The sequence below is a fragment of the Paenibacillus sp. HGF5 genome (assembly GCF_000204455.1).
GTDB classification, from domain to species: domain Bacteria; phylum Bacillota; class Bacilli; order Paenibacillales; family Paenibacillaceae; genus Paenibacillus_AQ; species Paenibacillus_AQ lautus_A.
Genome location: NZ_AEXS01000163.1, coordinates 1 through 24,857 on the forward strand (window position 1 = coordinate 1; position 24,857 = coordinate 24,857).

At 52.2% G+C, this 24,857-nt stretch carries 18 protein-coding genes, 1 pseudogene and 1 other annotated feature; of the genes and pseudogenes, 2 read left to right on the forward strand and 17 right to left on the reverse strand.

Annotated features, from left to right (window positions below; genetic code table 11):
* From HMPREF9412_RS26910 to adhE, 15 genes and pseudogenes are all read right to left on the reverse strand, one after another.
* A partial coding sequence (locus HMPREF9412_RS26910; protein WP_009595017.1) for a metal ABC transporter ATP-binding protein occupies window positions 1-547 on the reverse strand: 547 nt, incomplete at its 3' end.
* Between the two features lie 101 nt (window positions 548-648).
* On the reverse strand, window positions 649-1,740 hold the full coding sequence (locus tag HMPREF9412_RS26915) for a metal ABC transporter solute-binding protein, Zn/Mn family (protein ID WP_036673738.1): 1,092 nt from the start codon (window positions 1,738-1,740) through the stop codon (window positions 649-651).
* 212 nt (window positions 1,741-1,952) lie between these two features.
* On the reverse strand, window positions 1,953-3,941 hold the full coding sequence (gene metG, locus HMPREF9412_RS26920) for a methionine--tRNA ligase (RefSeq protein WP_009595011.1): 1,989 nt from the start codon (window positions 3,939-3,941) through the stop codon (window positions 1,953-1,955).
* Between the two features lie 86 nt (window positions 3,942-4,027).
* Window positions 4,028-4,279, reverse strand: a binding site (T-box leader).
* A gap of 127 nt (window positions 4,280-4,406) precedes the next feature.
* A complete protein-coding gene (gene yidD, locus HMPREF9412_RS26925; protein WP_009595020.1) occupies window positions 4,407-4,664 on the reverse strand; it encodes a membrane protein insertion efficiency factor YidD in 258 nt (85 codons plus the stop codon).
* On the reverse strand, window positions 4,661-5,131 hold the full coding sequence (locus HMPREF9412_RS26930) for a Fur family transcriptional regulator (protein WP_009595022.1): 471 nt from the start codon (window positions 5,129-5,131) through the stop codon (window positions 4,661-4,663). The genes yidD and HMPREF9412_RS26930 overlap by 4 nt, the downstream gene beginning before the upstream one ends.
* A 234-nt stretch (window positions 5,132-5,365) precedes the next feature.
* Entirely contained in the window at window positions 5,366-8,098 is a 2,733-nt protein-coding gene (locus HMPREF9412_RS26935; protein WP_009595008.1) for a copper amine oxidase N-terminal domain-containing protein, read from the reverse strand.
* A 155-nt stretch (window positions 8,099-8,253) separates the two neighbouring features.
* A complete protein-coding gene (locus HMPREF9412_RS26940; protein ID WP_009595002.1) occupies window positions 8,254-9,894 on the reverse strand; it encodes a glycoside hydrolase family 3 protein in 1,641 nt (546 codons plus the stop codon).
* Between the two features lie 96 nt (window positions 9,895-9,990).
* A complete protein-coding gene (locus tag HMPREF9412_RS26945) occupies window positions 9,991-10,776 on the reverse strand; it encodes a response regulator transcription factor (protein ID WP_009595006.1) in 786 nt (261 codons plus the stop codon).
* A complete protein-coding gene (locus tag HMPREF9412_RS26950) occupies window positions 10,754-12,610 on the reverse strand; it encodes a cache domain-containing sensor histidine kinase (protein ID WP_009595018.1) in 1,857 nt (618 codons plus the stop codon). The genes HMPREF9412_RS26945 and HMPREF9412_RS26950 overlap by 23 nt, the downstream gene beginning before the upstream one ends.
* 22 nt (window positions 12,611-12,632) lie before the next feature.
* Window positions 12,633-13,460, reverse strand: coding sequence for a carbohydrate ABC transporter permease (locus HMPREF9412_RS26955; RefSeq protein WP_009595019.1), 828 nt, complete (start codon window positions 13,458-13,460; stop codon window positions 12,633-12,635).
* Window positions 13,460-14,344 carry a carbohydrate ABC transporter permease gene (locus HMPREF9412_RS26960; protein WP_009595015.1) on the reverse strand — a complete coding sequence of 295 codons (885 nt, stop codon included), beginning with the start codon at window positions 14,342-14,344 and terminating at the stop codon, window positions 13,460-13,462. The genes HMPREF9412_RS26955 and HMPREF9412_RS26960 overlap by 1 nt, the downstream gene beginning before the upstream one ends.
* Before the next feature lie 92 nt (window positions 14,345-14,436).
* Complete coding sequence (locus HMPREF9412_RS26965) at window positions 14,437-15,795, reverse strand: ABC transporter substrate-binding protein (RefSeq protein ID WP_009595010.1); 1,359 nt, start codon at window positions 15,793-15,795, stop codon at window positions 14,437-14,439.
* Window positions 15,796-16,018: 223 nt separating this feature from the next.
* Window positions 16,019-16,744 carry a pyruvate formate-lyase-activating protein gene (gene pflA, locus HMPREF9412_RS26970; RefSeq protein WP_009595005.1) on the reverse strand — a complete coding sequence of 242 codons (726 nt, stop codon included), beginning with the start codon at window positions 16,742-16,744 and terminating at the stop codon, window positions 16,019-16,021.
* Window positions 16,745-16,787: 43 nt separating this feature from the next.
* Window positions 16,788-19,033 (reverse strand): annotated as a pseudogene (pflB, locus tag HMPREF9412_RS26975) (formate C-acetyltransferase).
* A 319-nt stretch (window positions 19,034-19,352) separates the two neighbouring features.
* Entirely contained in the window at window positions 19,353-21,965 is a 2,613-nt protein-coding gene (gene adhE, locus HMPREF9412_RS26980) for a bifunctional acetaldehyde-CoA/alcohol dehydrogenase (RefSeq protein ID WP_009595009.1), read from the reverse strand.
* 274 nt (window positions 21,966-22,239) lie between these two features.
* Between adhE and HMPREF9412_RS26985 the strand changes: the two genes are divergently transcribed.
* Together HMPREF9412_RS26985 and HMPREF9412_RS26990 are read left to right on the forward strand one after the other, a co-directional pair.
* Window positions 22,240-22,965, forward strand: coding sequence for a Crp/Fnr family transcriptional regulator (locus tag HMPREF9412_RS26985; RefSeq protein ID WP_009595016.1), 726 nt, complete (start codon window positions 22,240-22,242; stop codon window positions 22,963-22,965).
* A gap of 90 nt (window positions 22,966-23,055) precedes the next feature.
* Entirely contained in the window at window positions 23,056-23,214 is a 159-nt protein-coding gene (locus HMPREF9412_RS26990) for a hypothetical protein (protein WP_009595014.1), read from the forward strand.
* 237 nt (window positions 23,215-23,451) lie between these two features.
* Here the strand turns inward: HMPREF9412_RS26990 and HMPREF9412_RS26995 are convergent, their stop codons facing one another.
* A complete protein-coding gene (locus tag HMPREF9412_RS26995; protein ID WP_009595013.1) occupies window positions 23,452-24,240 on the reverse strand; it encodes a formate/nitrite transporter family protein in 789 nt (262 codons plus the stop codon).
* 44 nt (window positions 24,241-24,284) lie between these two features.
* Window positions 24,285-24,602, reverse strand: a complete 318-nt coding sequence (nirD, locus tag HMPREF9412_RS27000; protein ID WP_009595012.1) for a nitrite reductase small subunit NirD — start codon at window positions 24,600-24,602, stop codon at window positions 24,285-24,287.
* Between the last annotated feature and the right edge of the window lie 255 nt (window positions 24,603-24,857).

Sequence of the window (24,857 nt, forward strand, 5' to 3'; positions counted from 1 at the left end):
GGGTCTCCGCATCAATGCCGATTGTCGGCTCGTCCAGTATAAGCAGATCCGGACGATTGATCAGCGCGCGAGCAAGGAATACGCGCTGCTGCTGGCCTCCGGACAGGGCGCCGATCCGTTTATCGGCAATATCCTGAATGCGCATCACTTCCAGCGCGTCCTCGCATTTCTGATGGTCCATGCGGCTCAAACGGCGAAACATTTTTTTTCGATTATATAGACCGGATATGACGACTTCGCGCACGGTGGCAGGGAACAGGGGGTTGAACGCATTTTTTTGCGGGACATAGCCCATTCGCTCCCAGTCCTGGAATTTACGGATCGGCTGGCCGAACAGTTCAATCGTCCCTTCCGCGGCAGGAAGCAAGCCGACGATCATGCGGAGCAGGGTGGTTTTTCCCGCGCCGTTAGACCCGACAATGCCAACGAAATCCCGCTCTTTTATGGTGAAATTAAGATCCTTGATCACCTGTTGATCCCGGTAATGAAAGGATACGTCCTTGATTTGTACGATAGGTTGGTGGCAATCCTGCGCTGCCGGCTCCATAAACAGGCCGCCTTTCTCTTTGTAGTCTCTCTATATTAAATATATGAGTCCATATACGTTCATAACACGAAAGAAGAGGGGGATATGATCCCCCTTCTTCCTTATTGTAAAGCCTTCGTTAGATTTTGCAAATTTTTCTCCATCAGCGTGAAATAATTCTCGCCGCTGCTTGCCTGCTCCTTGGTCAGCCCCTCCACCGGATTCAGCACCAAGGTTTCCACGCCCGCTTCGTTCGCCAGCGTTTTGGCCAGTTTATCCGATACGAGTTCTTCGAAGAAAATATATTTCACTTCCTTCTCTTTCACCGTCTTGGTCAGGTTCACGATATCCTGCGCTCTCGGCTCGGCGTCTGGCGACAGCCCCATAATCGCATGCTGCGTTAAACCGTAGTCCCGGCATAGATAGCCGAACGCCTGGTGGGATACGACGATATCTTTTTTCGGCAGTTTGGACAGCTCGCTCGTAAAGTCGTTATCCAGTTTGACCAGCTTCTCTTTTAACGCTTCATAGCGCTGTTCATAGCCGTCCTTATGTTCCGGATCGACCTCGACCAGGCTGTTCTTGATATTCTCAGCCATGACCAGTGCGGATTTCGGGCTTACCCAAGTATGAGGATCCGTATGATGGGTGTCCGTGTTTGTCTCAGCCGCCTCTTTCTCGTGATCATGGCCTGCATGATCTTCTTCGGTGCCTTCCTCATGGCTGTGGTCGTGCGCTTCAGCGCCTTCTTCATGACTGTGGTCGTGTTCCTCTTCATGGGCTGCTTCACCATGCCCGTGGCCATCATCCCCCACGGCATCGATCAGTTGGATCCCTTGGGAAACGATGACTGGTTTCACTTGCGTATCTTTATCGAGACCCTTTAAGAATCCCGGCGCCCAGCCTTCCAGCCCTGCACCATTATAGAGAAACAGCTGGGCCTTGGAGGTATTGACGATATCCTGGCTGCGCGGCGTCCAATCATGAGGTTCCACGCCCGTTGGCAGAAGATTCACGACATTGACTTCGTCTCCGCCGATTTCCTTCGTAAATTCATATATTGGATAGAAGGTCGTAATGACGTTAACCTTGCCTTCAACAATGCTTCCGCCGGATTTGCTTCCGCAGCCCGACAGGATGAGCACCGCCAGCAACATCGAAGTAACGCTCCAGGTCCAACCGTTCAGTTTGTTCTTGCTCTTTCTCTTGTTCATGTTCATCTCCCCCACATTCGCTCCGCTCAACTAATCGTAAACTTTACTAAAAAGATTATAAGAGCAGTTCGACGTGATTGTCAACCAAATCGTAAAAGTTACTATTAGTTTTTCATATAGAACTCATGTCCTCCGTATTAGAGGAAAAAAATAACGGCGTACCCTTAACAGGGTACACCGTCTGATCCAACTTAATTCAACGTGAGCATCATTTATTTCACGATGGCGCCGTTTGGCATGCCCTCCGGCACGGTTGCCAGCGTGAGCTGATCCCCGTAGGAAGCGGCCAAAATCATGCCTTGCGACATTTCGCCTCTAAGCTTCACCGGTTTCAGGTTTGTCACGCAAATCACTTTGCGTCCCACCAATTCCTCCGGCGTATAAAACTTCGCAATGCCGGACACCACCTGCCGCTGCTCAAACCCGAGATCCAGCTGCAGCTTCAGCAGCTTGTCCGCTTTCTTGACCGGCTCGGCCGCGATGACCTGCGCTACGCGCAGCTCGACCTTGGCGAAATCCTCGATGCCGATTTCCTCTGTGAGCTCCACAGGCTCTGCTCCGCTGTCGGTAGACGGAGCTGCTGCCGAAGTCGAAGGCTCTGCCTCGGCCGCCTTCTTGCCGCCAGTCATCGCCTCAGCGATGTAGGCCACTTCCAGTTCCGCATCCAGGCGAGGGAAGATCGGCTCGCCCTTTTGAAGCTTCGTTCCAGCCGGTATCGCTCCGAGCTGGCGTCCGCTTTCCCAAGTTGTCAATTCCCCTTCCGCCAAGCCGAGCTGTTCCCACATTTTCTTCGGCGTCCGGGTCAGGAACGGCTGCAGCAGGATCGATGCAATCCGCAGCGTCTCGACCAAATGGCTCATGACGGAAGCAAGCTCATGCCGTTTGCTCTCGTCTTTGGCCAGCGTCCACGGCTGGGTCTCATCGATGTATTTGTTGCTGCGGCTGACAAACTGGCTGATCGCGGTCAGAGCAACCGAGAACTCCATATTCTCCATGGCGGTTTCGACTTTGTCATAAACGGACTTGGCGGCTTCCTCGATCGCGGCATCAAAAGGCGTTACGCCTGCCGAAAAAGCCGGAACCTCCCCGTCGAAGTATTTATCGACCATGGCCACGGTGCGGTTCAGCAGGTTGCCCAAATCATTGGCCAGGTCGGAGTTCACCCGCTCCACGAAGCTTTCCGGCGTAAACGTGCCGTCCGCCCCGAACGGAACTTCGCGCAGCAAGTAATAACGAAGCGCGTCGAGACCATACCGGTCGATCATCGTGACCGGATCGACCACATTCCCTTTGGATTTGGACATTTTGCCGTCCTTCATGAGCAGCCAACCGTGGGCAAACACTTTTTTCGGAAGCGGCACATCGAGCGCCATTAAAATGATCGGCCAATAGATCGTATGGAAACGTACGATTTCCTTGCTCATCAGGTGAACGTCCGCCGGCCAGTATTTGTCATACAGGCTGGTGTCCTCCGTACCGTAACCGAGTGCCGTGATGTAGTTCAGGAGTGCATCAATCCACACGTAGATGACGTGTTTCGGATCGCTCTTGACCTTAACCCCCCACTCATAGGTTGTACGGGACACAGCCAGATCCTCAAGACCCGGTTTAATGAAGTTGTTGATCATCTCGTTCTTGCGGGATACCGGCTGTATGAAATCCGGATTCTCCTCGTAATACTGAAGCAGGCGGTCTACATACTTGCTCATGCGGAAGAAGTAGCTCTCCTCCTTCACGAGCTCCACCGGCCGTCCGCAGTCCGGACAATTGCCGTTGACCAGCTGACGTTCCAGGAAGAACGACTCGCAAGGCGTACAATACCAGCCTTCGTATTCGCCCTTGTAGATGTCGTCCTGCTTCAGCAGACGTTCGAATACTTCCTGCACCACCGTGGTGTGGCGCTTCTCCGTGGTACGAATGAAGTCTTCGTTCGATATATCCAGCTTTTTCCACAGATCCTTGATGCCTGCCACGATGTCGTCAACGAACTGCTGCGGGGTTTTTCCGGCCTCTGCCGCTTTGCGTTCGATCTTCTGCCCATGCTCATCGGTCCCCGTCAAATAACGGACATCGTAACCGCGAAGCCGTTTGTAGCGGGCCATGGCGTCGCCGGCCACCGTTGTGTAAGCATGTCCGATATGCAGCTTGTCGCTCGGATAATAGATCGGCGTCGTAATATAAAACGTCTTTTTGTCTGCCATTGTAACCTTCCTTTACCGTGAAATTGATGGTCGCATCAAGCGATTCCTTAGGAAAACCAGCAGTAAACAGCAAAAAACCCCCGCCCCTATGGGACGAGAGTTATTCTCACGTGTTACCACCCAAATTCCCCGTACCCTTGCGGGCAACAGGCTCATCTGCCGTCATGCGGCGTCCATTAACGCTGGCTCACGCCGCTTCTTTACGGCAGCCACTGGCTGCAGCGCTCAAAAGCGGATCCTCCAAGACCATTTTCCGAAATTCGCCAAGACCGGTTTCCAGCTCCTCCGGCTCTCTGTTCAAGGCAAGCTTTTCGTACTTATCTCTTCCTCGGATATACCTATAATTTCTTACATTTTAATCAAACGAGCCGCAGCGTGTCAAGGTGTGCATCGATCCAAGGCATCCCCCTTGCTGCGGGCGGCATGCTTTCGGTTATCATCCATTATGATACCCCAAAAAAATCGCTATTCCTCTGTCAATGAAGACGACACCTTATCCTTGCGCGGCGGCACCAAATCGATGCCCCCAGGATGAAACGGATGACATCTCGCGATCCGCTTAGCAGCCAGCCAGGAGCCCTTCAGCGCACCATGCACCTCAATCGCTTCCAGCGCATATGCCGAACAGGTTGGATAGAAGCGGCAAGTCGCCGGTTTCAGAGGAGAAATGAATTTCCGATAGAAGTGTATCGGCACCTTCACTACCCTGCGCGCCGTGCTCATGCCCGGCTGTCCCGATTTCCTCCACCGGCCTGCGAGGTTTCCTTATCGTTATTGTCCTTGCCGCAGTCCCGGCAGTATCCGAACACTTCGAATTTATGCTGGACCACCTGGAAATCGTCCGGTGCATCGGTCAGCTGCATCGGGCAGAAGGTAATCGGATAGGTCTTCTGGCACTGCAGGCAGATCATGTGATGATGATGGTGTTCTTCGCTGCAGCGACCCCTGAACTTGACGCCTTCTTCGAACACGACTTGCTCCAATACGCCAAGCTCGTACAATACCCGAAGATTTCGGTATACCGTATCAAAGCTCAAACCGCTGTACTTCCGGCCCATATATTCGTATACATCCTTTGCCGTTAAATATCCAGGATGTTCCCCAAACAATTTGGCAAGCGTCTTGCGCTGATCGGTAATGCGCAGCCCGTGTTCCGACATGGCGTCGATGATCTGTTCCGTCGTAAGCATACGCAATAACCTCCTCTACTTGAAGATACTCTCTCCTTATAATGCCTGAAAAAAATGACAGCGTCAATGAAAGCGGTTGTGAACAGGCAACCGCCTGCCAAGCAGGCAGGAGCTTGAATGGCTAACGGACGGCATAAACCTGCCCTTTCCCCACGGCATAAACCAACAAAAAGGACAGCCCGGGCCGTGTTTCGGCTGATGGGCTGTCCGCTTGTTGTTTATGAATATATAGGATTAGTTCTTCACTTGCGGCAGCGGCTGGAGCAGAATGTTGATCGGAAGGCTGCTTCCCGGTGCTGCCGTAAACAGGATTTCCACCGTCTGCTCGTAATTCCCCGTACGATAGAGAACGGCGGCTTCATTCGGCGCAGATACCGCGCCACCGCTTGTGTTCGGCGTCTGAATAATGTTTCCGTTCACCATCATCGCGCCCATGTATTTGCCTCCGCGCGGATTCAGCGTGATCAGCGTATTGGGTGCTACGCGGTGCAGCTTGATTTTGTACAGAACGCCGAAGTTACCGGCGTTGGATTGATATGAACCGTTAATGCCGTCATACCCTTCCAGGTTCGGATCGTTTGTCTTATCACCAAGCGCAAGACGCGTAGGCGTGTTGCCTACCAAATCATAGGATTCAATGATTCGGGTCGAGTCCGGATAGGTTCCCCGGTTATGAATGCCATCGGCCGGGTGGAGCTTCAGGTATGGCAGCTTCTGGATCGGATCCTTGGCTTCATCGATCATGATGACATCGTATCGAATCGGCGAATCCGAATACAGATCGGCAAACATGGACAGCACCTGCTGATTCTTCATGGTTTGCGCGCTCAAATCTTGCAGGATGATCCGGCTTTCGCCAGGGGCGAGCGAAATCGTCTTGAATGCATCCGCTGACTGCATGGACTCGAGATAGCGCTGCACAGCCGCTTTCCCCGTAGCGGTCGGAATGTTGATCGGACCGCCCAAACCGGTATACTCGGTGGTCAGACGCGCCGTCATCGTGTTGATGTTGGTCGCTACGACATACATCTTCATGTTCTTCCCGGTAGCATTCAAGTGGTGAATCATGAAGCGCGTGCTGGCATTGCCGATCTCGCGATATACGATACCTTCCTGATAGACGGTTTCCGGAGAGTTGCTGCGAATCAACAGGTACGGCTCGGAGCTTCTCGTAATCGGCATCAGATTCCATGTCGGCACGGCCGATCCGTCAAACGTGTATTTGTCGCCGATGCCCGTAAATAATTGATTGAATTGATCGCGCGTATACAACACTTCGCTTGTTACGTTGATGATTTTCTCGTATGAGCTGGTCGCCCCATGCTTATCGGTCACGATCAACAGCACTTTATGCGGCCCTGCCGTAAAGAAAGCCTGGTCGTTGTTTTCCCACTTAAACGTAATTTCGTCGCCGGGATCGCTGTCATAACTCATGTTAATGTACGTAATTTTCTCGCCTATCTTGTATTCCTGTTTATCCGTATCGAACATGGCCACAGGCGGCGTATTCGGTGCGGATACATGAATGCTCAAAATATACGGATCGCTCCACTCCCCGCTGGCGTCCTGTACCGAATAGGAAACCGTATGCACGCCAGGCTCGTCAAACACATCTTCCCGGCCTTCCCAATGCTCGTCTACGATAGCCAGGCCTGTCGGCGAATAGGCATTCGTCTTGTACGTTACCTTGGTTTGTCCGGCAAAGATTTCACCAGGCTGCACCGTAAAGGATGCCACCGGCTTGGAGCTTAGGCTCAGGATGATCCGCTTGTTCGGCTGGTCGACCCGGTAGGTGATGTCCAGCGCCTGCGTGATGCTGGTCAGCGGCACCATAAACGTATTGTTGGACTGGTAAGCCGGTCCCTTCATCGATTTGCGAACGCCGTTCACGGTGTATACGCTGCTGTTCGTCTTAAAGCGAAGCTCATCGTTACCTCGGATAATAATCGTTTCCTTTGTCTTCCCGTCATAGGTCAGCTTCAGGCCGACACGGTCGACGAGGGATCGAATCGCGACATAGGATACGCCTTTCTTGACTGCCATGGGCTGTCCGGCGGTATACGCTTTTCCGTTCTGATACATCTTGTTGCTGTTCATCATCAGGATCAGATCATTCGGACCGAGGTTCGGTATGTTCGGAACCTCGCTGCCGGATCCGCCGCCGCTGCTGCCCCCCGGCTGTTCGCCGCTATTGCTGCCGCTGCCCATTCCGGACAGATCGAGAATCACTTTCTTCTCCGGCTGGTTCACCGTGTAAGGAATATCAAGCGCTTGCGTGATCGCGGTCAGCGGAACCATAAATACGTTGTTGCTTTGGTAGGCAGGGCCTTTCATCGGACGCACCTGTCCGTTGACTTTATAATTGCTGCTTCCTGTCGTGAATCGCAGCTCATTGCCATCCTTAAGGATAATGGTTTCCTTCGTCTTATTATCGTAAGACAGCTTAAGTCCTGCGCGCTCAACCATGGCGCGAATGGCGACATAGGATACCCCTTGCTTCACGGCCATCGGCTGTCCCGCTTTGTACTGCTTGCCGTTATGGTACATCACATTGCTGTTCATCAGCAGCACCAGTTCGTTAGCGGCTGCATTGGTAATGCCGACTTCGGGCTTGCCTTCGGCCGGACTTCCTTCTTCGTTCTCAGATACTTCATTATCGGAAGGATCGCTTGCCGAGTCCTCCTGCTGTTCATTGGGTGCAGAAGGGGTGGCATTCGGATCGCTGGTCGTGCCTTCGATTGAATCGGAAGGTGTTTCTGTTGGCGTTGCCGGCGTTGCCTCCGCTTGCTGCAAGTCCGTCTGTTGTTCTCTGTTTGCCTGGCCTTGTCCTTCCACCGGGGACTGCAGCGCTGGTTGCCCGTTTAGCGCCGGAGCTGTAACATCCGGTGATTCAGCTGCCACGGGAAATGCCATGGATACTTGGGCCGCGGCAAGGACTGTAATCATCGAGATTCGTTTGAAATTCATTCTCTACTCCTTTAAAACTCTCAGTATAGTCTGTCTGCCTCTATTGGACATACTATTAGACGCCGACTTTCCCGAAAAGTTGCTCAGAAATGGCTGGAAAATAGGAAAACCGGAGCATTCCTAGGCAGGAAGACTCCGGTTTGAGCAACCATTATTTAATTATTGACATAGTCCTGATTGCCGGTCCAGCCGAGAGGATAGGTCTTGCTGATCCCTACCGGAAGCTTACCCTCGGGCCTAACTTTGCCAACCAATACACCCGCGGCGGCATTCATGTAGTAAGGCGTATTCTCGTAGCTGCACAAATACGCGGGAACCGGCGGAAGATCATTGATATCGTACGGATTGCGGGTTGCGACGATAACGAGTGTCACATCCTCAAGCTCGCTCAGCCTGCTTACAAGCTTCTGCTGACCTTCGGGAAGACGGCTCTCGGAGGTGTACGTAGCCACCACGATCTGCTTATATCCCTCCGCCGCTTTAACGGCCTGCTCTACCTCTTCGTCGGACATATCCGTCCCGACGCGCAGATCGTCTGCCTGCACGCCGTAACTTCTCAGGGCATCCCCAAGCGTGTAGCTCTTGCTCCATGCTTCGTCGACCTGGGTCGCCTGAAGCAGCTCCGGCCAGATCACGGCAACCGCTTGCTCCGGCTTAAGAGGCAGCTGCCCTTCGTCTTTTACCAGCGTGATTCCCCTGCCTGCGATTTGAGCAAGCAGCTGCTTGGTCTCTGTGGCAACCTCGCCAATCGGGTGGACGGGAAGCTTTTCAGCGATTTTCGCATTACGCTGTTTGAGCGCCAAAATCCGATCAACGGCTTTGTCGATCAGCTCTACCGGGAGTCTCCCGCCGCGGACAGCCTCGATGACCGCCGTAATCGCCGCCGTCTGCTCCGACAGCGTATGGCTGACCAGCACGCAGTCCGCCCCTGCTTCGATCGCGCGTATCGCGCCTTCCGGAATGCCGTACTCCTTGGAGATCGCATGCATCTCGAGGCAATCCGTCACGATCAAACCTTCGAAGCCCATTTCCTCCCTCAACAGCCCCGTTAATACAGCATGGGAAAGCGTTGCAGGCAGATCACTCGGCTCAATCGCCGGGAAACTAACGTGAGCCGTCATGATGGCATCGACGCCGTCCTTGATCGCTTGTGCGAAAGGGAGCAGTTCAACGCTGCGGAGCCGTTCCAAATCATGCGGTACCGATGCCCGCCCCAGGTGGGAGTCGACGCTGGTGTCGCCATGTCCCGGGAAGTGCTTGGCCGTAGCGGACACTCCTTCTTCCTGATAACCCTTAATCGCCACAGTCCCGAGCTCGGCAACGGCATGGGGATCTTCGCCGAAGGAGCGCACGCCGATAACCGGGTTGCGCGGATTGTTGTTGACGTCGAGGCAAGGCGCGAAATTCATGTTCACGCCGAGCGAACGCAATTCGCGCGCCCCGATTTGCGCCACCCTGTAGGCATCCTCTGCGCTGCCCGCTGCTCCAAGCGCCATATTGCCCGGAATGCGGCTGATGCCTTCATGATCGATTCGTGCGACCATGCCGCCCTCCTGATCAATCGAGATCAGAAGCGGAAACGGTTGGCTTCCCGAAGCGAGCTGCTGCAGGGATGCCGACAGCTCGGCAAGCTGAGGCAGCGTCTTCACGTTCCGGCGGAAGTAGCAGATGCCCCCCACCTGAAATTGTTCGATCAGTATGTTGGCATGCTCATTCGGCGTCAATGCGTTGAAGCCGCATATAAACATTTGTCCTACCTTTTGCTCTAGCGTTAAATCTGCTGCCGTCCATTTCATTGATTCCAAACCTACTTTCTATCAATTTATAGGACGCCCGCAAGTCGGAAGTAGAAGACCTGATGATTATCTGCCTGCTTTCGTCCCATCAAAGACTCAGAGACTCGGCTCTCCGGACATTTCCCGGAATTCGGATGGCGTCATGCCGGTAGCCTTTTGAAATACCTTGGTAAAATACCGCCGCTCATGATAACCGACAAAGGAACCGATCTGTGCAATGTTCTTGTCGCTGTTCACTAACAGGAATTTGGCCGCCTCCATCCGCTGCCTCGTCAAATACTCCACGAAGGTAAGACCGACATGATTCTTGAACAGCAAGCAGAAATAACTGGAACTGATGCCCAGATGCTCCGAAAGCTCCTCGATGCCCAAATCCTGTCCCATGTGGGTGTTGATGTACTCCAGGGCAGACGATACCAATTGCTCGGGTGTTTTCTTAACGGCTTCGGGGTTCGGAGCCTCGTCGATCAGCGAAACGGTACTATAATACTTTTCTTTCGCCCTCTTCTTGCGGATTTCCTCCCCGATCTCCCGAATCTTCATCTCAAGCTCCCCGTAATGAATCGGCTTGCTGATATAATCCTTAACCCCCAGCTTGATCGCTTCACGGGCATATTCAAATTCCTGATAACCCGTCAGCAAAAAGATTTCCGCCCGGCTTCCTTTCTCCCGGATCTTCGTAATGAAGGTCAGCCCGTCCATGACGGGCATCCGGATATCGCACAGAATCAAATCCGGGTTATACTGATCCGCTACTTCAAGCGCTTCCATCCCGCTGCGGGCAAGTCCGACCACCTTCATGCCCATCTCTTCCCAAGGCAGAACCTTGCTGAGATTGTTCAGGATGGGTGCCTCATCATCAACCAATAATGCCTTCAGCATGATGCCCTTCCCCCCTGTCATAATTGGGTATGACGCATTGTATAACGGTGCCGCCGGGGCGGCTGGAGCATATGAACAGCCCATAATAAGGACCGTACTGAATTCTAAGCCGATCAGCCACGCTTCGCAGTCCAAGTCCCCGCCGTTCCTGGTTTACTTTCAGGTTCTGCATCGTCGTCTGTTCGGATACGCCATCCTCGGACACCATATACTCAAACATGGACAACTGCTCAGAGGTCATGCCGAGTCCGTTGTCCTCCACCCGGATTACGACATTGCCGAGCTCCTTCCAAGCAGAGATGCGTATCCATCCCGTATAGGAAATTCCCTCAAAGCCATGCTGGATGCTGTTTTCCACCAGGGGCTGCAGCGTCAGCTTCAGGATGCGGCTGTGCATAAGCTCTTTCGGCACGTCGATCTCGTATTCGAACAGATCCTCGAACCGAAACTTTTGGATTTCAAGATAACTTTGAAGATGCTTGATTTCTTCATCCAGCGTAATTTCTTCCTTGTCCTGTATGCTGATCCGCAAAATGCTGGCAAGCCGATACACCATCTCGCTGACCTTGCGACCTTCATTCTGGACCGCAAGGACATTGATCGATTCCAATGTGTTAAACAGGAAGTGCGGCTTGATCTGTGCTTGCAGCACACGCATTTCCGCATCGGTCTTCTGCCTTTGCTCCTTCTTGATCTGCGCGAACAGATTGTTGATCCGGTTCATCAAATTGTTGAACCCTTTGGACAGCAGCAGAAGCTCATCCTCACCCTTCTCTTCCACTCTGGCATTCAAATCCCCATCCTCCACGCGGCGCATAAACCGCACGATGACGGCAATCGTGCCGGTAATCCGGTTCATGAACAGGCGGTTGAACACAATCGCGGTAACCAGACAGATGCCCATGATGACAAAAAACCACTTGGCAAAGGAAGTTACCTCTTGCGACAGCGAGTTCCAATCGGTCACCGAGACGATGTTCCAGCCATAATCGTTCAGATGATAGATGGAAACAATATTTTCTTTGCCGTTAAACTTGGCTTTAAAGCTTTGATAGCCTTGCTTAAACTCAACGTCACGCTTCATGTATTGACTGATATTTTGACCATCCATGCCGTTCTGCGGGTCAAACAGAATGAAGCCTTCATTGTTGACCAGCATGAAGGAGGTGTTCTGCAGGTTGTTAGGGAGCGTCAGATTGCGGAAAATCTCTTCGAACTCCCATCTCTTGATCTGGACGACGAGAATCCCCAGCTTGCGGAGCGTCGTGACGTCTTTAATCAGCCTGATCTGGGTAAACACCGGATCCGCCCCCGTCAATTCCGGAAATTCGTGCGGAGCCAGCCATTTGGGAATCCCGTTCAGCTTCACAACCTCTTCATATAAGGGACTGTTCTTAAACTGCTCATAAGGCAGCGTCCTGAAATCCTCTTTACTGAATATCGGAATGGGTGCTGATTCTTTGTTGAAATGATATAGAAAAGCATAACTGATGGCAGGGTGATTATAGAGAAGATTGCGAAAGCTTCGCTGCCTGTCGTTCAATTTCAGCTGATCCGCATTGGATTCCTTAATCAGGTTCTGCGCATCGGGATCCTTGGCATTCAGCGCCATTGCGAAGACGGAGGTGGCAATCCCGTTATCCGTAACGTACTCCATCTCCTTGAACACGTTCAAAATGCTGTAGCTGATCGCTTTTAGCGAATATTCGGCTTGCTGGCTGTACTTTTCCTCAATCGAGTTGTAGGTAATAAAGAATGTAAATAGGCCCAGCACAAATAACGGAATAATAATGAGCCCCAAAAAGGCCGTGAATAGTTTGTTCCGCAAATTCATACGCATGCTCCTGCTCCTTGTATTACCCCTTGACGCTTCCTGCGGTGACGCCTTCTATGATTTTCTCTTGCAGAACGGCATAGATGATAAGGACCGGCAGCACGCTGAATACGATCCCCGCCGACATCTGGGCGTAGTTCATATTGTAAGCGTCCCTGAAACCGACCATTCCGACAGGCAGCGTTCTCAGTTCATCATTCGATAGGAAGTAGTTAGCAAGCAAGAATTCGTTCCAGTTACCCAGGAAATTGATGATAAACACGGTAACGATAGCCGGAACGGTCAGAGGTAAGATAATTCTAGCAAACAAGCCTCCGGACCTCAATCCGTCTATGACCGCGGCTTCCTCGATTTCACCGGGCAGCGACCGCATGAAGGCGGCCAAAATAATCACAGAAAACGGGATGGCATTGGCAACATAGGGCAGAATCAGGGCCATATGCGTATTCAGAATATCCAGCTGCCTCATGATGCCGTATATCGGCAGCAAGAGAGAGTTATTCGGGATCAGAATCCCGATCAGAATACATTGAAAGATGATCGCGCTGATCCGGTTGTATCTCATCCGCGTCACGGCAAAAGCCAGCATTGCCGCAAACAGGATCGATAGACAGGCCGACAGGACGCCGATGTATAAGCTGTTCCAGAAATACGTGCTGATCTTGGCGCTCACCCAAGCGTTTACGTAGTTATCAAACACCAACGTGCTTGGCAATCCAAACGGGTTCGTTGCAATGGACTGGTTATCCACCTTCACGGATGAGAACAGGACGAACAGGAACGGATACAGGATGACGAGCAAATAAGCCATCAGGAAAATGTGCGGAATCAGTTTCTTTAGTGCCCTCATCAGTATTCAATCCTTTCGTTGCGTCTGGCGATCAGCACCTGGTAGAGCACCGTTACGATAATCGTGAAGAGGAAAATCAACACGGCGATCGAATTGCCGAAGCCATGCTTGAAACTCGTGATCGCGTATCGAATCATATATGTTGCCATAACGTCGGTGGAGCCGGCCGGCCCGCCCTTGGTCATAACCAGGATAATGTCCGCGGCTTTCATGGCTCCCGCAATCGAAAGCATGATCACAACGGAGATAATTGGCATTATTAATGGAAGCGTGATTTTGGTAGCCCTTTGGACGCCTGTCGCTCCGTCAATCGCCGCAGCCTCGTCAAGCTCCTTGGGAATGGACAGAATTGCGGCAAGCACCATCACAATGTAAAAGCCGGTCCATTGCCAAGCGTTCGTAATCAGGATGGCGATCATGGCCCATTTGCGATCCGACAGCCAGTAGATCGGCTCGATGCCAACCAATCCCAACACTTCATTCATCAGGCCAAAGTCCGGATTGTAGATGAATCCCCATAAAATGCCTATAACAGCCGTCGACATGATGGAAGGTGCGAAAACCGCTGTTTTATACAGCCCCTTCAAACGCTTGACGTTGGCGATAAGCAGGGAGAAAACCACGATGATCGGAACCTGGATCAAGCAGGAAAAAAGTATGAAATAGACATTGTTTCGGACCGCCTTCCAGAAGGCATCGTCATTCAGGGCGGTCACATAGTTATCGAGCCCGATGTACTTCACGTCTTTGGAGATGCCGTTCCAGCTCGTAAAGCTGTTGTCAAACGCAGTGAAGATGGGATATATGAAAAAAGCCAGAAACAGCAAGAATGCCGGCAGCACAAAAACGATGTAAATCAGAGGATTTCTCAGCGCTCTGTTCATGGTAACCTCCGTATTGATGTCTGATGTTGTTTAGGCGAAAGGGCACCCCCATATGCCCTTAGCGGGTGGTGCCCTTTCGTCTGGAATTTTAGTTATTCCTCTGAAGCATTAGCCGCTTCCTGTGCTGCTTGAACATTCTCCAGCATCTTCTCGGCATCGAGCTCGCCGCCGATCACCTGCTGGATTCCCATGCTCAGCGCCGTGTTTACGTCGGCTTGAACAAGCGCATCGAAGGCAGGGAAGGATTTGTTGATTTCGCTGACGCCTTTGAAAATATCCTGCATCAGCGGATCATCCGACGTGGAATTCATCGTTTCCAGATCCATCTTCATCGCCGGCAGGACTCCGTCTTCCTTAAGCCCGCGCAGCTGCATTTCATCCGTCCACATATTTTTGATGAATTCTTTAACCGCTTGAAGCTTGCGAGGATCCTCTGCTACCGCCGCCGAGAAGCCGTATCCGTTGTTTGCGTCCTGCATGACGATGACAGGGTCGCCTTCATTCACCGGAGGCAAATTGAAATATCCGATCTTGCCGACCATGTCGCCCGCTTGGGCCGGATCTCTAAATACGGAGTTCGCCCATGATCCGTCCATCATCATGACGGCTTCCCCGGTGATGATTTGATTTCTCATGTCCGCGTATTCAAAGCCGAGCTCGCCTTTTTTGAAGTACCCTTTCTCCACCCATTCCTGATGTTTCTTCACGCCTTCCACGACTTTCGGATCGGTCCATTTGGTTTCCCCGGTCTTGAAGCCGTAAGTTACCTCCGCCCCTGCATAATAACTCCACAGGTTATTCGTGGTCATGAGCGGAATCCATGCATCCTTGGAAGATTGCGCGAACGGAATTTTGCCATCGTCCTTGATGGCTTCGGCGATCTGCTCAAGTTCCGCCAACGTTTTCGGTACGTTGAGGCCTTTCTGGGCGAAGTAATCCTTGTTATAGAAAATACCTTCGATGGAACCGCCGATCGGCAATCCATAGATCTTGCCGTCATGCGTGAACGGGTCCAGTGTCGTAAATTTGTCCTTTATGCCGAGCTCATCCAAGATCGGGGTCAAATCGAGCATCAAGCCTTCTTTGGAATATACGCCTGCATCCGGGCTTCCGAATACGTCGAATACTTCCGGCGGCTTGCCGGCAGCCATCTCGCCTCTCAGCTTCTCTTTACGATTCACTTCAGAGTCTACAGCGTCCAGCTTGATTTTAAGCCCGGGCACCGCTTCTTCGGTTTTGCTGACCACATCGTTCAGCAATGCGAGACGGAACTTCTTGGATTCGCCTACTTGCGTATGGCGAATGGTGATTTCAAACGGCTCATTGCTCACCGTTCCTTCCGAGCCGCCTGACGGCTTTTCTGCCGCCTTGTCACCGCCGCCGCATGCAGACAAAAGCGTGGATGAGACGAACAAAAGCGACATGAATAATGCCAGACCCTTTTTCTTCATTGTCTTTGACCCTCCCGAAGTGTTTGTATATTGATAGGCGCTTTCCTTACATCTTCATTATAGAAAGCGATTCCACTTTACGATAGGTCGATATTTTTCTATCCAAGGGATAATATCCTCTACAAATAACAATAACCCTTCCATAAAGAGGAAAGGTTATTGTTATTAATAATAACATACTGTGTTCCATATCATACAACTAAAAGGAGTTCAGAACCGACGGCTATTTCTCGGAAATTTCGCCAATCAACCGGTAGGCGCGTGCGACTTCTTCCTCGGACGGTGAAGGTACGCCCTCCAACGGATAGGCCATGCCGAGCTCCTTCCATTTGTACACGCCCATCTGATGGTATGGCAGGATCTCGAACTTTTCCACGCCGCGCAGCGTGCGGATGAATTGACCGAGCGCCGCCAAATCGTCCTCGCTGTCATGGATGCCCGGCACGTAGACGTGCCGGATCCACATGTTCCGACCATGGTCGGACAGCCAGCGGGCGGTCTTCAGCGTCCTTTCATTGGACTTGCCTGTCAGCTTGATGTGCTTCTCGTCGTTGATATGCTTCAGATCAAGGAGGACCAAGTCGGTATGCTCCAGCAATTCCGATATTTTATCCGGCTCGTTATACCCGTTGCTGTCCAGGGTCGTATGCAAATTCCAGCGGCGCTTCACTTCCTTGAACAGCTCCGTGACAAAAGGATACTGCAGCGTCGGCTCACCGCCCGAAACGGTGAGTCCTCCACCCGATGAGCGGTAGTAGCTCAGATAAGGCTCAATCTCTCGCAGCACGTCATCCACCGTCATTTCATGTCCTTCATGAAGTCCCCAGGTATCCGGGTTGTGGCAGTATTGACACTTCAGGAGGCAGCCCTGCATGAAGAGCACAAAGCGGATACCCGGACCGTCCACCGTTCCGAACGTTTCTATGGAGTGTACATGACCTTTTAGCATGGTGCGTCATCCTTTCTGTATCCGCTATGGTTGTCTTCCATCCTTACATCGATCCGTGGAAGGTACGGTTAATGACATCGAGCTGCTGTTCGCGCGTCAGTTTGACGAAGTTGACCGCATAGCCGGATACCCGGATGGTTAACTGCGGATAATTCTCCGGATGCTCCATCGCATCGATCAGCTGCTCACGGTCAAACACGTTCACGTTCAAATGGTGGGCCTTGCTGCCAAAGTAGCCGTCCAGCATGGCAACCAGATTGTTTACCCGAATGTCGCTTTCTTTGCCCAGGGCTTTCGGCACGATCGAGAACGTATTCGAGATGCCGTCCAGACTGTCCTCATAAGGCAGCTTGGCCACGGAAGTCAGCGAAGCGAGGGCTCCCTTCTTATCGCGTCCGTGCATCGGGTTTGCGCCCGGTGCAAACGGCTCGCCTGCTTTGCGTCCATCCGGCGTGGTTCCTGTCTTCTTGCCGTATACCACGTTCGACGTAATCGTGAGCACCGACTGGGTCGGCATGGCATCGCGGTAGGCTTTGTGCTTGCGGATCATGCTCATGAAGGCCTCGACCAGTTCAACGGCGATGCCGTCCACGCGGTCGTCGTTGTTGCCGTAGCATGGGAAATCGCCCTCGATTTCAAAATCCACCGCAATCCCTTGCTCATTGCGTACCGGCTTCACCTTCGCATATTTAATCGCGCTCAGCGAATCCGCTGCTACGGACAGGCCCGCTATGCCGCATGCCATCGTCCGCAGGATATCGCGGTCGTGAAGCGCCATTTCAATCCGCTCGTAGCTGTATTTGTCATGCATGTAGTGAATCACGTTGAGGGTATTCATGTAGAGCTTCGCGAGCCATTCCATCATCGGCTTGAAGCGCTTCATGACCTCATCATAACTCAGAACCTCAGCGGTGATCGCCGGATATTCCGGTCCGACCTGGGCGCCGGATTTCTCATCCTTCCCGCCGTTGATTGCATACAGCAGCGCTTTGGCCAGGTTCGCTCTGGCTCCGAAGAACTGCATTTGCTTCCCGATGCGCATGGCGGATACGCAGCAGGCGATGCCGTAATCGTCCCCGTAGATCGGACGCATGAGATCGTCATTCTCATATTGGATCGAGCTCGTTTCGATCGATACCTTCGAACAGTATTTTTTGAAGGCCTCCGGCAGCTTCTCCGACCACAGTACCGTCAAGTTCGGTTCCGGCGCAGGTCCCAGATTGTACAGGGTGTGCAGGAAACGGAAGCTGTTCTTCGTTACCCTCGTTTCACCGTTCAACGACATGCCGCCGATGGATTCGGTCACCCACGTCGGATCGCCGCTGAACAGCTCGTTGTAATCCGGCGTACGCAGGAACTTCACGATCCGCAGCTTCATGACAAAATGGTCCACCAGCTCCTGGGCTTTCTCTTCCGTCAGTACGCCTTCGGCCAGATCCCGCTGGATATAAATATCAAGGAAAGAAGATACCCGGCCAAGCGACATGGCAGCCCCGTTTTGCTCCTTGATCGCGGCCAAATAACCGAAATACAGCCATTGGAATGCTTCCTTCGCCGTATTCGCCGGTTTGGAAATGTCAAAGCCGTGCATGCCGGCCATTTCTTTCAGTTCCTTGAGGGCGCGCATTTGTTCGGACAGCTCTTCCCGCAGACGGATCACCGGCTCGTCCATGGCGTCCACTTCAAGCTCGCCGAGTTCTCTCAGTTTGTCCTGGATCAGCGCGTCCACCCCGTATAACGATACTCTGCGGTAGTCGCCGATGATGCGGCCGCGGCCGTATGCATCGGGAAGACCCGTAATAATCCCGGCCTTGCGCGCTGCTCTCATCTCCGGAGTATAGGCATCAAATACGCCCTGGTTATGCGTTTTGCGGATGCCGTTGAAGATATCCACTACCGCCTGCGGCATTTCGAAGCCGTATGCGTTGCACGCATCAATCATCATGCGGATGCCCCCGAAAGGCTGAATCGAGCGTTTGAACGGCTCATCGGTCTGCACGCCGACGATCTGTTCTTTATCTTTATCCAAGTAGCCCGGCTGGTGTGAGGTGATGGTGGAAGGCGTATGGACATCCACGTCCAAAACCCGCCGTTATCCCGTTCCTTCTTGGTTAAATCCGATACGATATCCCACAGTGCCTTGGTGTTGTCCGTAGGTCCCGCCAAAAAATCATCAGAGCCATAATAAGGGGTAATATTCTCTGCAATAAAATCGTTAACGTCAATGCGCTTGGTCCATTTACCTGATTTAAAACCTTTCCAGCCAACTTCTTTTTCAATCACCGACATATTGAATCCCTCCTAGATTATGCTGCAGCTTGCAGGGACTGGCGGAGCCACACATTGATCTATCTCAGATCTTAAATGTGATTATTTTCACGATCAATGGCATCTCTGCCCCGCCATGTGCCTTCAAGCTTCTATATCAAAGATCTGAGATTCAGCTTTCTGCTACACCTTTATTGTAGTCCTGTTGATCCGCAGCATCTGTGATAAAAATCACAAAGTTGTGGTTATCCGTGATTTTTATCACTCTGATTCCGGGCTCCCCTGGCTTCTACCACCATTTATAATGGAATTTAGGATCAGCCTTCTGCCCCTTTCCTGTTTAGAAACGTCCATAGAAAGCGTTGCGATATACTTCTGCTAGCTCTGTCACCAGCGGCAGCTTCGGATTGCTTGTCGTGCACTGATCTTCGAAAGCCCGGTCCGCCAAATGCTCGACGTTTCTCTCGAAGTCCTGAGGATCGATGCCAAGCTGCTGGAACGATTCCTCGATGCCGAGCTTGCTGTTCAGCTCGCGGATGGCGGCGATCAGGCTGTTTACGCCCTCCTCCGTCGTTCTTGCCGGCAGTCCAAGAATCCGTGCGATCTCGGCATATCTTTCATCGGCCACAAAGTGGGTGTATTTCGGCCATGCCGCGAATTTCGTCGGCTTCTTGGCATTGTAGCGAATGACGTGCGGCATCAGTATGGCATTGGTCCGTCCGTGCGCCGTATGGTACTGTCCGCCCCATTTATGCGCCAGACTGTGGTTGATGCCCAGGAACGCGTTCGCAAAGGCCATGCCTGCAAGCGTCGAAGCATTATGCATTTTCTCGCGGGCGAGTTTGTTGCCGGTCAGCGCCGATTGCTCAAGATATTGGAACACCAGCTGGATGGCTTTGATGGCAAGCCCATCCGTGTAATCGCTAGCCATCACCGATACGTAGGCTTCAATCGCATGCGTCAGGACGTCCATGCCGGTATCGGCCACCGCCGTTTTAGGCAAGGTGTACACGAATTCCGGATCGATGATCGCCACGTCCGGCGTCAGCTCATAGTCTGCCAGCGGGTATTTGGTATTTCCCTGCACTTTGTCCGTGATGACGGCGAACGAAGTTACTTCCGAGCCCGTTCCCGACGTTGTCGGAATGGCTACGAATTTCGCCTTCCGTCCCAGCTTCGGATATTTATAGACCCGTTTGCGGATATCCATGAATTTTTGCTTCAGGTTGTTGAAGTCCGTATCCGGATATTCATAGAACAGCCACATCGCTTTTGCGGCATCCATCGGCGATCCGCCGCCGAGGGCGATGATGCAGTCCGGCTGGAACCGTTCCAGCATCTCCGTACCCCGTTCTACTGTCGTTGTCGAAGGATCCGGCTCGACTTCCGAGAACACCTCGATGGCTACCGGCAGTCTGCGCTGACGCAGGTAATGCTCTACCCGCTCCACATATCCCAGCTTCACCATCATGGGGTCGGTTACGATCGCGACGCGGGTGATGTCAGGCATTTTGGCGAGATACTGCGTCGAGCCTTTTTCAAAGTATATTTTGTCCGGTACTTTAAACCACTGCATATTCACGGTTCTGCGGTTCACCCTTTTCACGTTGATGAGATTGACGGCCGTCACGTTCGACGACGTGGAGTTCCGGCCATACGAACCGCAGCCGAGCGTCAGCGACGGCAGGTTCGTGTTGTAGATATCCCCGATGCCGCCTTGCGAGGAAGGCTGGTTGACCAGGATGCGGCAGGTCTTCATGCGATCCGAGAATTTCAGAATGACGTCCTCATTGTGCGAGTGGATGACCGACGAGTGGCCCATGCCGCCAAAAGCAACCATCTCTTCGGCGCGCGTGATGCCCTCTTCCGCGTCTTTCACTTTATAGCAGGCCAACACCGGGCTCAGCTTCTCGGCGGACAACGGATAAGCGGGACCGACTCCCTCCAGCTCGGCGACCAGGATCTTGGTGCTTTCCGGCACCTCAAAGCCGCAAGCCTCGGCAATCTTGGCTGCCGGCTGTCCGACGATGGTAGGGTTGACGGCGCATTTATCCGCTACCATGGCATGCGCGGTCAGCTTCGCCTGCTCTTCCTTGTTCACGAAATAACAGCCGCTGGCGATCATTTTTTTCTTCACGGTATGATAGATCGGCTCTTCGATAATGACGGCTTGCTCGGATGCGCAGATCATGCCGTTATCAAACGTCTTGGATAGAATCAAGTCGTTTACCGCTTGATCGAGGTCCGCGCTCTTCTCGATGAAGCACGGCACGTTGCCGGGACCTACGCCGAGGGCTGGCTTGCCGCAGCTGTATGCTGCTTTGACCATCGCCGATCCGCCCGTAGCCAGAATGCAGGCAACGTCAGGATGGTTCATGAGTGTATTGGTTTTATCCATGGAAGGAGCCTCGATCCACTGGATGCAGTCGGCCGGAGCGCCTTGTTTCACGGCGGCGTCCCGCAGGATGAGCGCGGCTTCCCTGCTGCATGCCTGCGCGGATGGATGGAAACCGAAGATGATCGGGTTTCTTGTTTTGATGGAGATCAGCGCCTTGAATATGGTGGTCGAGGTCGGATTGGTTACCGGTGTGATCCCCATGATGATCCCGATCGGCTCCGCAATTTTTTGGAAGCTGTCATAGGCATTGTCTTCGATGATACCTACCGTTTTGTCGTACTTGATGCTGTTGTGGATATACTCCGTGGCAAACAGGTTTTTGATGATTTTGTCTTCATACACGCCGCGGCCCGTTTCTTCAACCGCCATTTTCGCCAGCTGCATGTGCTTCTCAAGTCCGGCCATGGCCATGGCCTGCACAATTCCGTCGACTTGCTCCTGATCGAGTTTCATAAACTTTTCTTTTGCCCGATTCGCCTTGTCGATCAGACCTTGAATGTACTCTGCTGCCGTTTGTCCCTTCACTTCAACCGTTGTTCCTTTGCTCACAGCCATATCTCTCATCCTCCCATGGTTCATGTTCTTTCTGTCTACGCTTCGATCGTAACACAGACGCTTCTTAAATCATGTGAAATATTTCACAATATTAAAATTTATCTTTTCTGTGTGATTTATACCGCTCTTTTCCCTCTTTCAAGTGAAAGAGATCACAATGTTTGAAAATTCGCCATGATTTCCCTCTTGTTCCGCCCCACAAGTGAATGTTTTCACGTTATAATGTATTTAAAGATTAAACAGATCAAATTTTAGGATGTTGGGGGATACCACCATGAAAACTGTAGACCATGTAATGGAAATCGAAAACTTAGGGAACACGCAGTGCTTCTCGGAACAAAACCGCAACCGTCTGCTGGTTACCATGAAGGAAAGGGTACTCCCTGAAGGATCGCATTTGTTCTGGGAAGGCGACTTCGCCGACAAGCTGTACTTCGTTAAACAAGGAAGAATTAAATTAACCAAATCGACGGATGAAGGCAAAGAGCTTATTCTATATATGTACCATCCAGGAGACATGGTCGGGCAAGCCGATCCATTCTTCAGCAACAACCACAGTTTTTCGGCAGAGGTGCTTGAGGACAGCGTAGTCGGGGTCATCGAGCACAAGGACCTGGAGCTGTTGATCTGCCAGCATTGCGACTTCGCGATTGATTTCATGAAGTGGATGGGTATACACCACCGCATCACGCAGACCAAATTCCGTGATCTCATGATGTACGGCAAGCCCGGCGCATTAACGTCGACGCTGATTCGTCTGGGCAATACCTACGGGCAGCATCAAGAGGATGGCACCATTCTCATCAACAAAAAGATTACCCATACCGATCTTTCGAACATGATCGGGGCCACCCGCGAAAGCGTGAACCGGATGCTGAGCGACCTTCGCAAAAAGGACGCCATCGAATATGCCGGCGGCATGATTGTTATCAAAGATCTGCCGATGCTGCAGGAAATATGCCACTGCGAGCTGTGTCCGAACGAAATCTGCCGGATTTGATCCGCCTATAGCCCCTTTGGTGCATAATATACGGGCATCTGCTTACAATAAACCTTGTCTTTCCAAACCAAATCAAAGGGAGTGCTCAGCATGCGTGAAGGTTTGATTCCTGCTGTTCTTGGAACCGTGGTTTCTGCTTCGGGTGCCGCTCTGCTTTGCAGCAGGTATAAATTCGCTGCAACCGGTATTCTAGGCTTCGGACTGGCTCATATGGTGCTTGGTGCGATTGACCTGGTGGAACATCGGTAAACGATTTGGAAGGCAAGATTCTCACGGCTGTCCTTTCAGTTCAATGACTGAGGAGGACAGCTTATTTGTGCTATTGCCCTCCTATTTGTATACAAAAAAAGAAACCGTTGCTTGGCAAATGGACGAATGACAGACCATTAACCAAGAACGGTTTCTTTAAGTTTATTCACCAGGTTGGACTTCATCCGACAATGAACTAGGAGGATGGAATTCCTACGCAACACCGCCTATCATAGCCTACTTTTGCTTGTTCCCTTTTCCCGAAGAGATAAACCAGTAAGCCATGCCTACAAACAACCCGCCGCCAATGATATTCCCCAGCGTGACCGGCACCATGTTGCTGATCCAGCCGCCGATGGATACCGTCTCGGGATGTCCCGGCAATATCGTCGCCAGCGTCAGAAGCGACATGTTCGCTACGCTATGCTCATACCCTGTCGCAATGAAGGCAAACAGGCACCACCATATTAAAATCAGTTTCGTTGTTTCTCCTTTGGCCCGAATTCCCATCCACAGGGCCAGACATACAAGCCAGTTACATAATATGCCTCTAAAAAACAGCTCCATGAACGGATCGTTCATTTTCTTGGCCGCTGCCGTGAAGATGAGATGATCGGGCGGCAGCCCTTTGAACAGGCCGGAAGCATAAACCAGATAGCTGAGCAGGATCGCTCCCGCCAAATTGCCGATAAACACAAAGCCCCAGTTCTTCAGCGTGTCCCCCATCGTCGTTCGTTTGGATAACGTGCTTATCGTAAAAAACATATGATTTCCGGTGAACAGCTCTGAACCGGCAAACACAACCAACGTGAGCGCAATCCCGAATGCGGCTCCCATGACGAGGGACTGGAAAGGCGAACCGGCGGCTGCCAGCGGCGCGCCCAGCTTAAAGATTAATACGATCCCAATGCCGACATAAGCACCGGCCAGCATGGCCGATACCATGTAGCGCAGCAAGTTGTTGTTCATCTGCTCTTTTTTCGCGACCGCGGCATTGACGACGGCTTCCACATCATTGTTAAACATGGGTTACCACCTCTTGGTTTCGTCTGTTGATGCTTATTACGGCCTTATACACCTACCTCAACCTTTCCATCCACGGCGCGAACCGGATATATCCGAACTTGGCCCTTATCCGGAGCCTGCACAAGCCCTGTCGAAAGCTCGATTTTCCAATCGTATAACGGATCGTAAATGTAATGCCCGGATACGATGGCTTCGGCTAACGGACCTCCTTTGGGATGCGGGCTTTTATTCTCGAGAGCAAACCATTGATGATCCGAGGTTCGGAAGACGGCAATCTCCCGGTCACCGATCTGGACCACCCTTCCGAGTTGCGACAGAAATTCATGTTCATTCCCTACCGTGATATAAGTTCCGGTTTCCATAATGCGCAGCCTCCACTTCTCTTGTTCGATTCCTATCCAAGCAATAAGCTCTCTATAATCCGGCAGCCAAGGGGGGAATCGTTCTCCCCCTCGATTACTTGCTGCCGACCGGTCTTGCGTCCTGGAACAGCGTATTGCGCAGCTTATCGTCGTTCAGCACTTTCTTCCACGGATCTTCGACTTGCTGCAGGGCCAGCTCTATTCTTTCCACCAGCTCCTTACGCTGTTTAGCATCATCAAGGACTGCCGCACGGA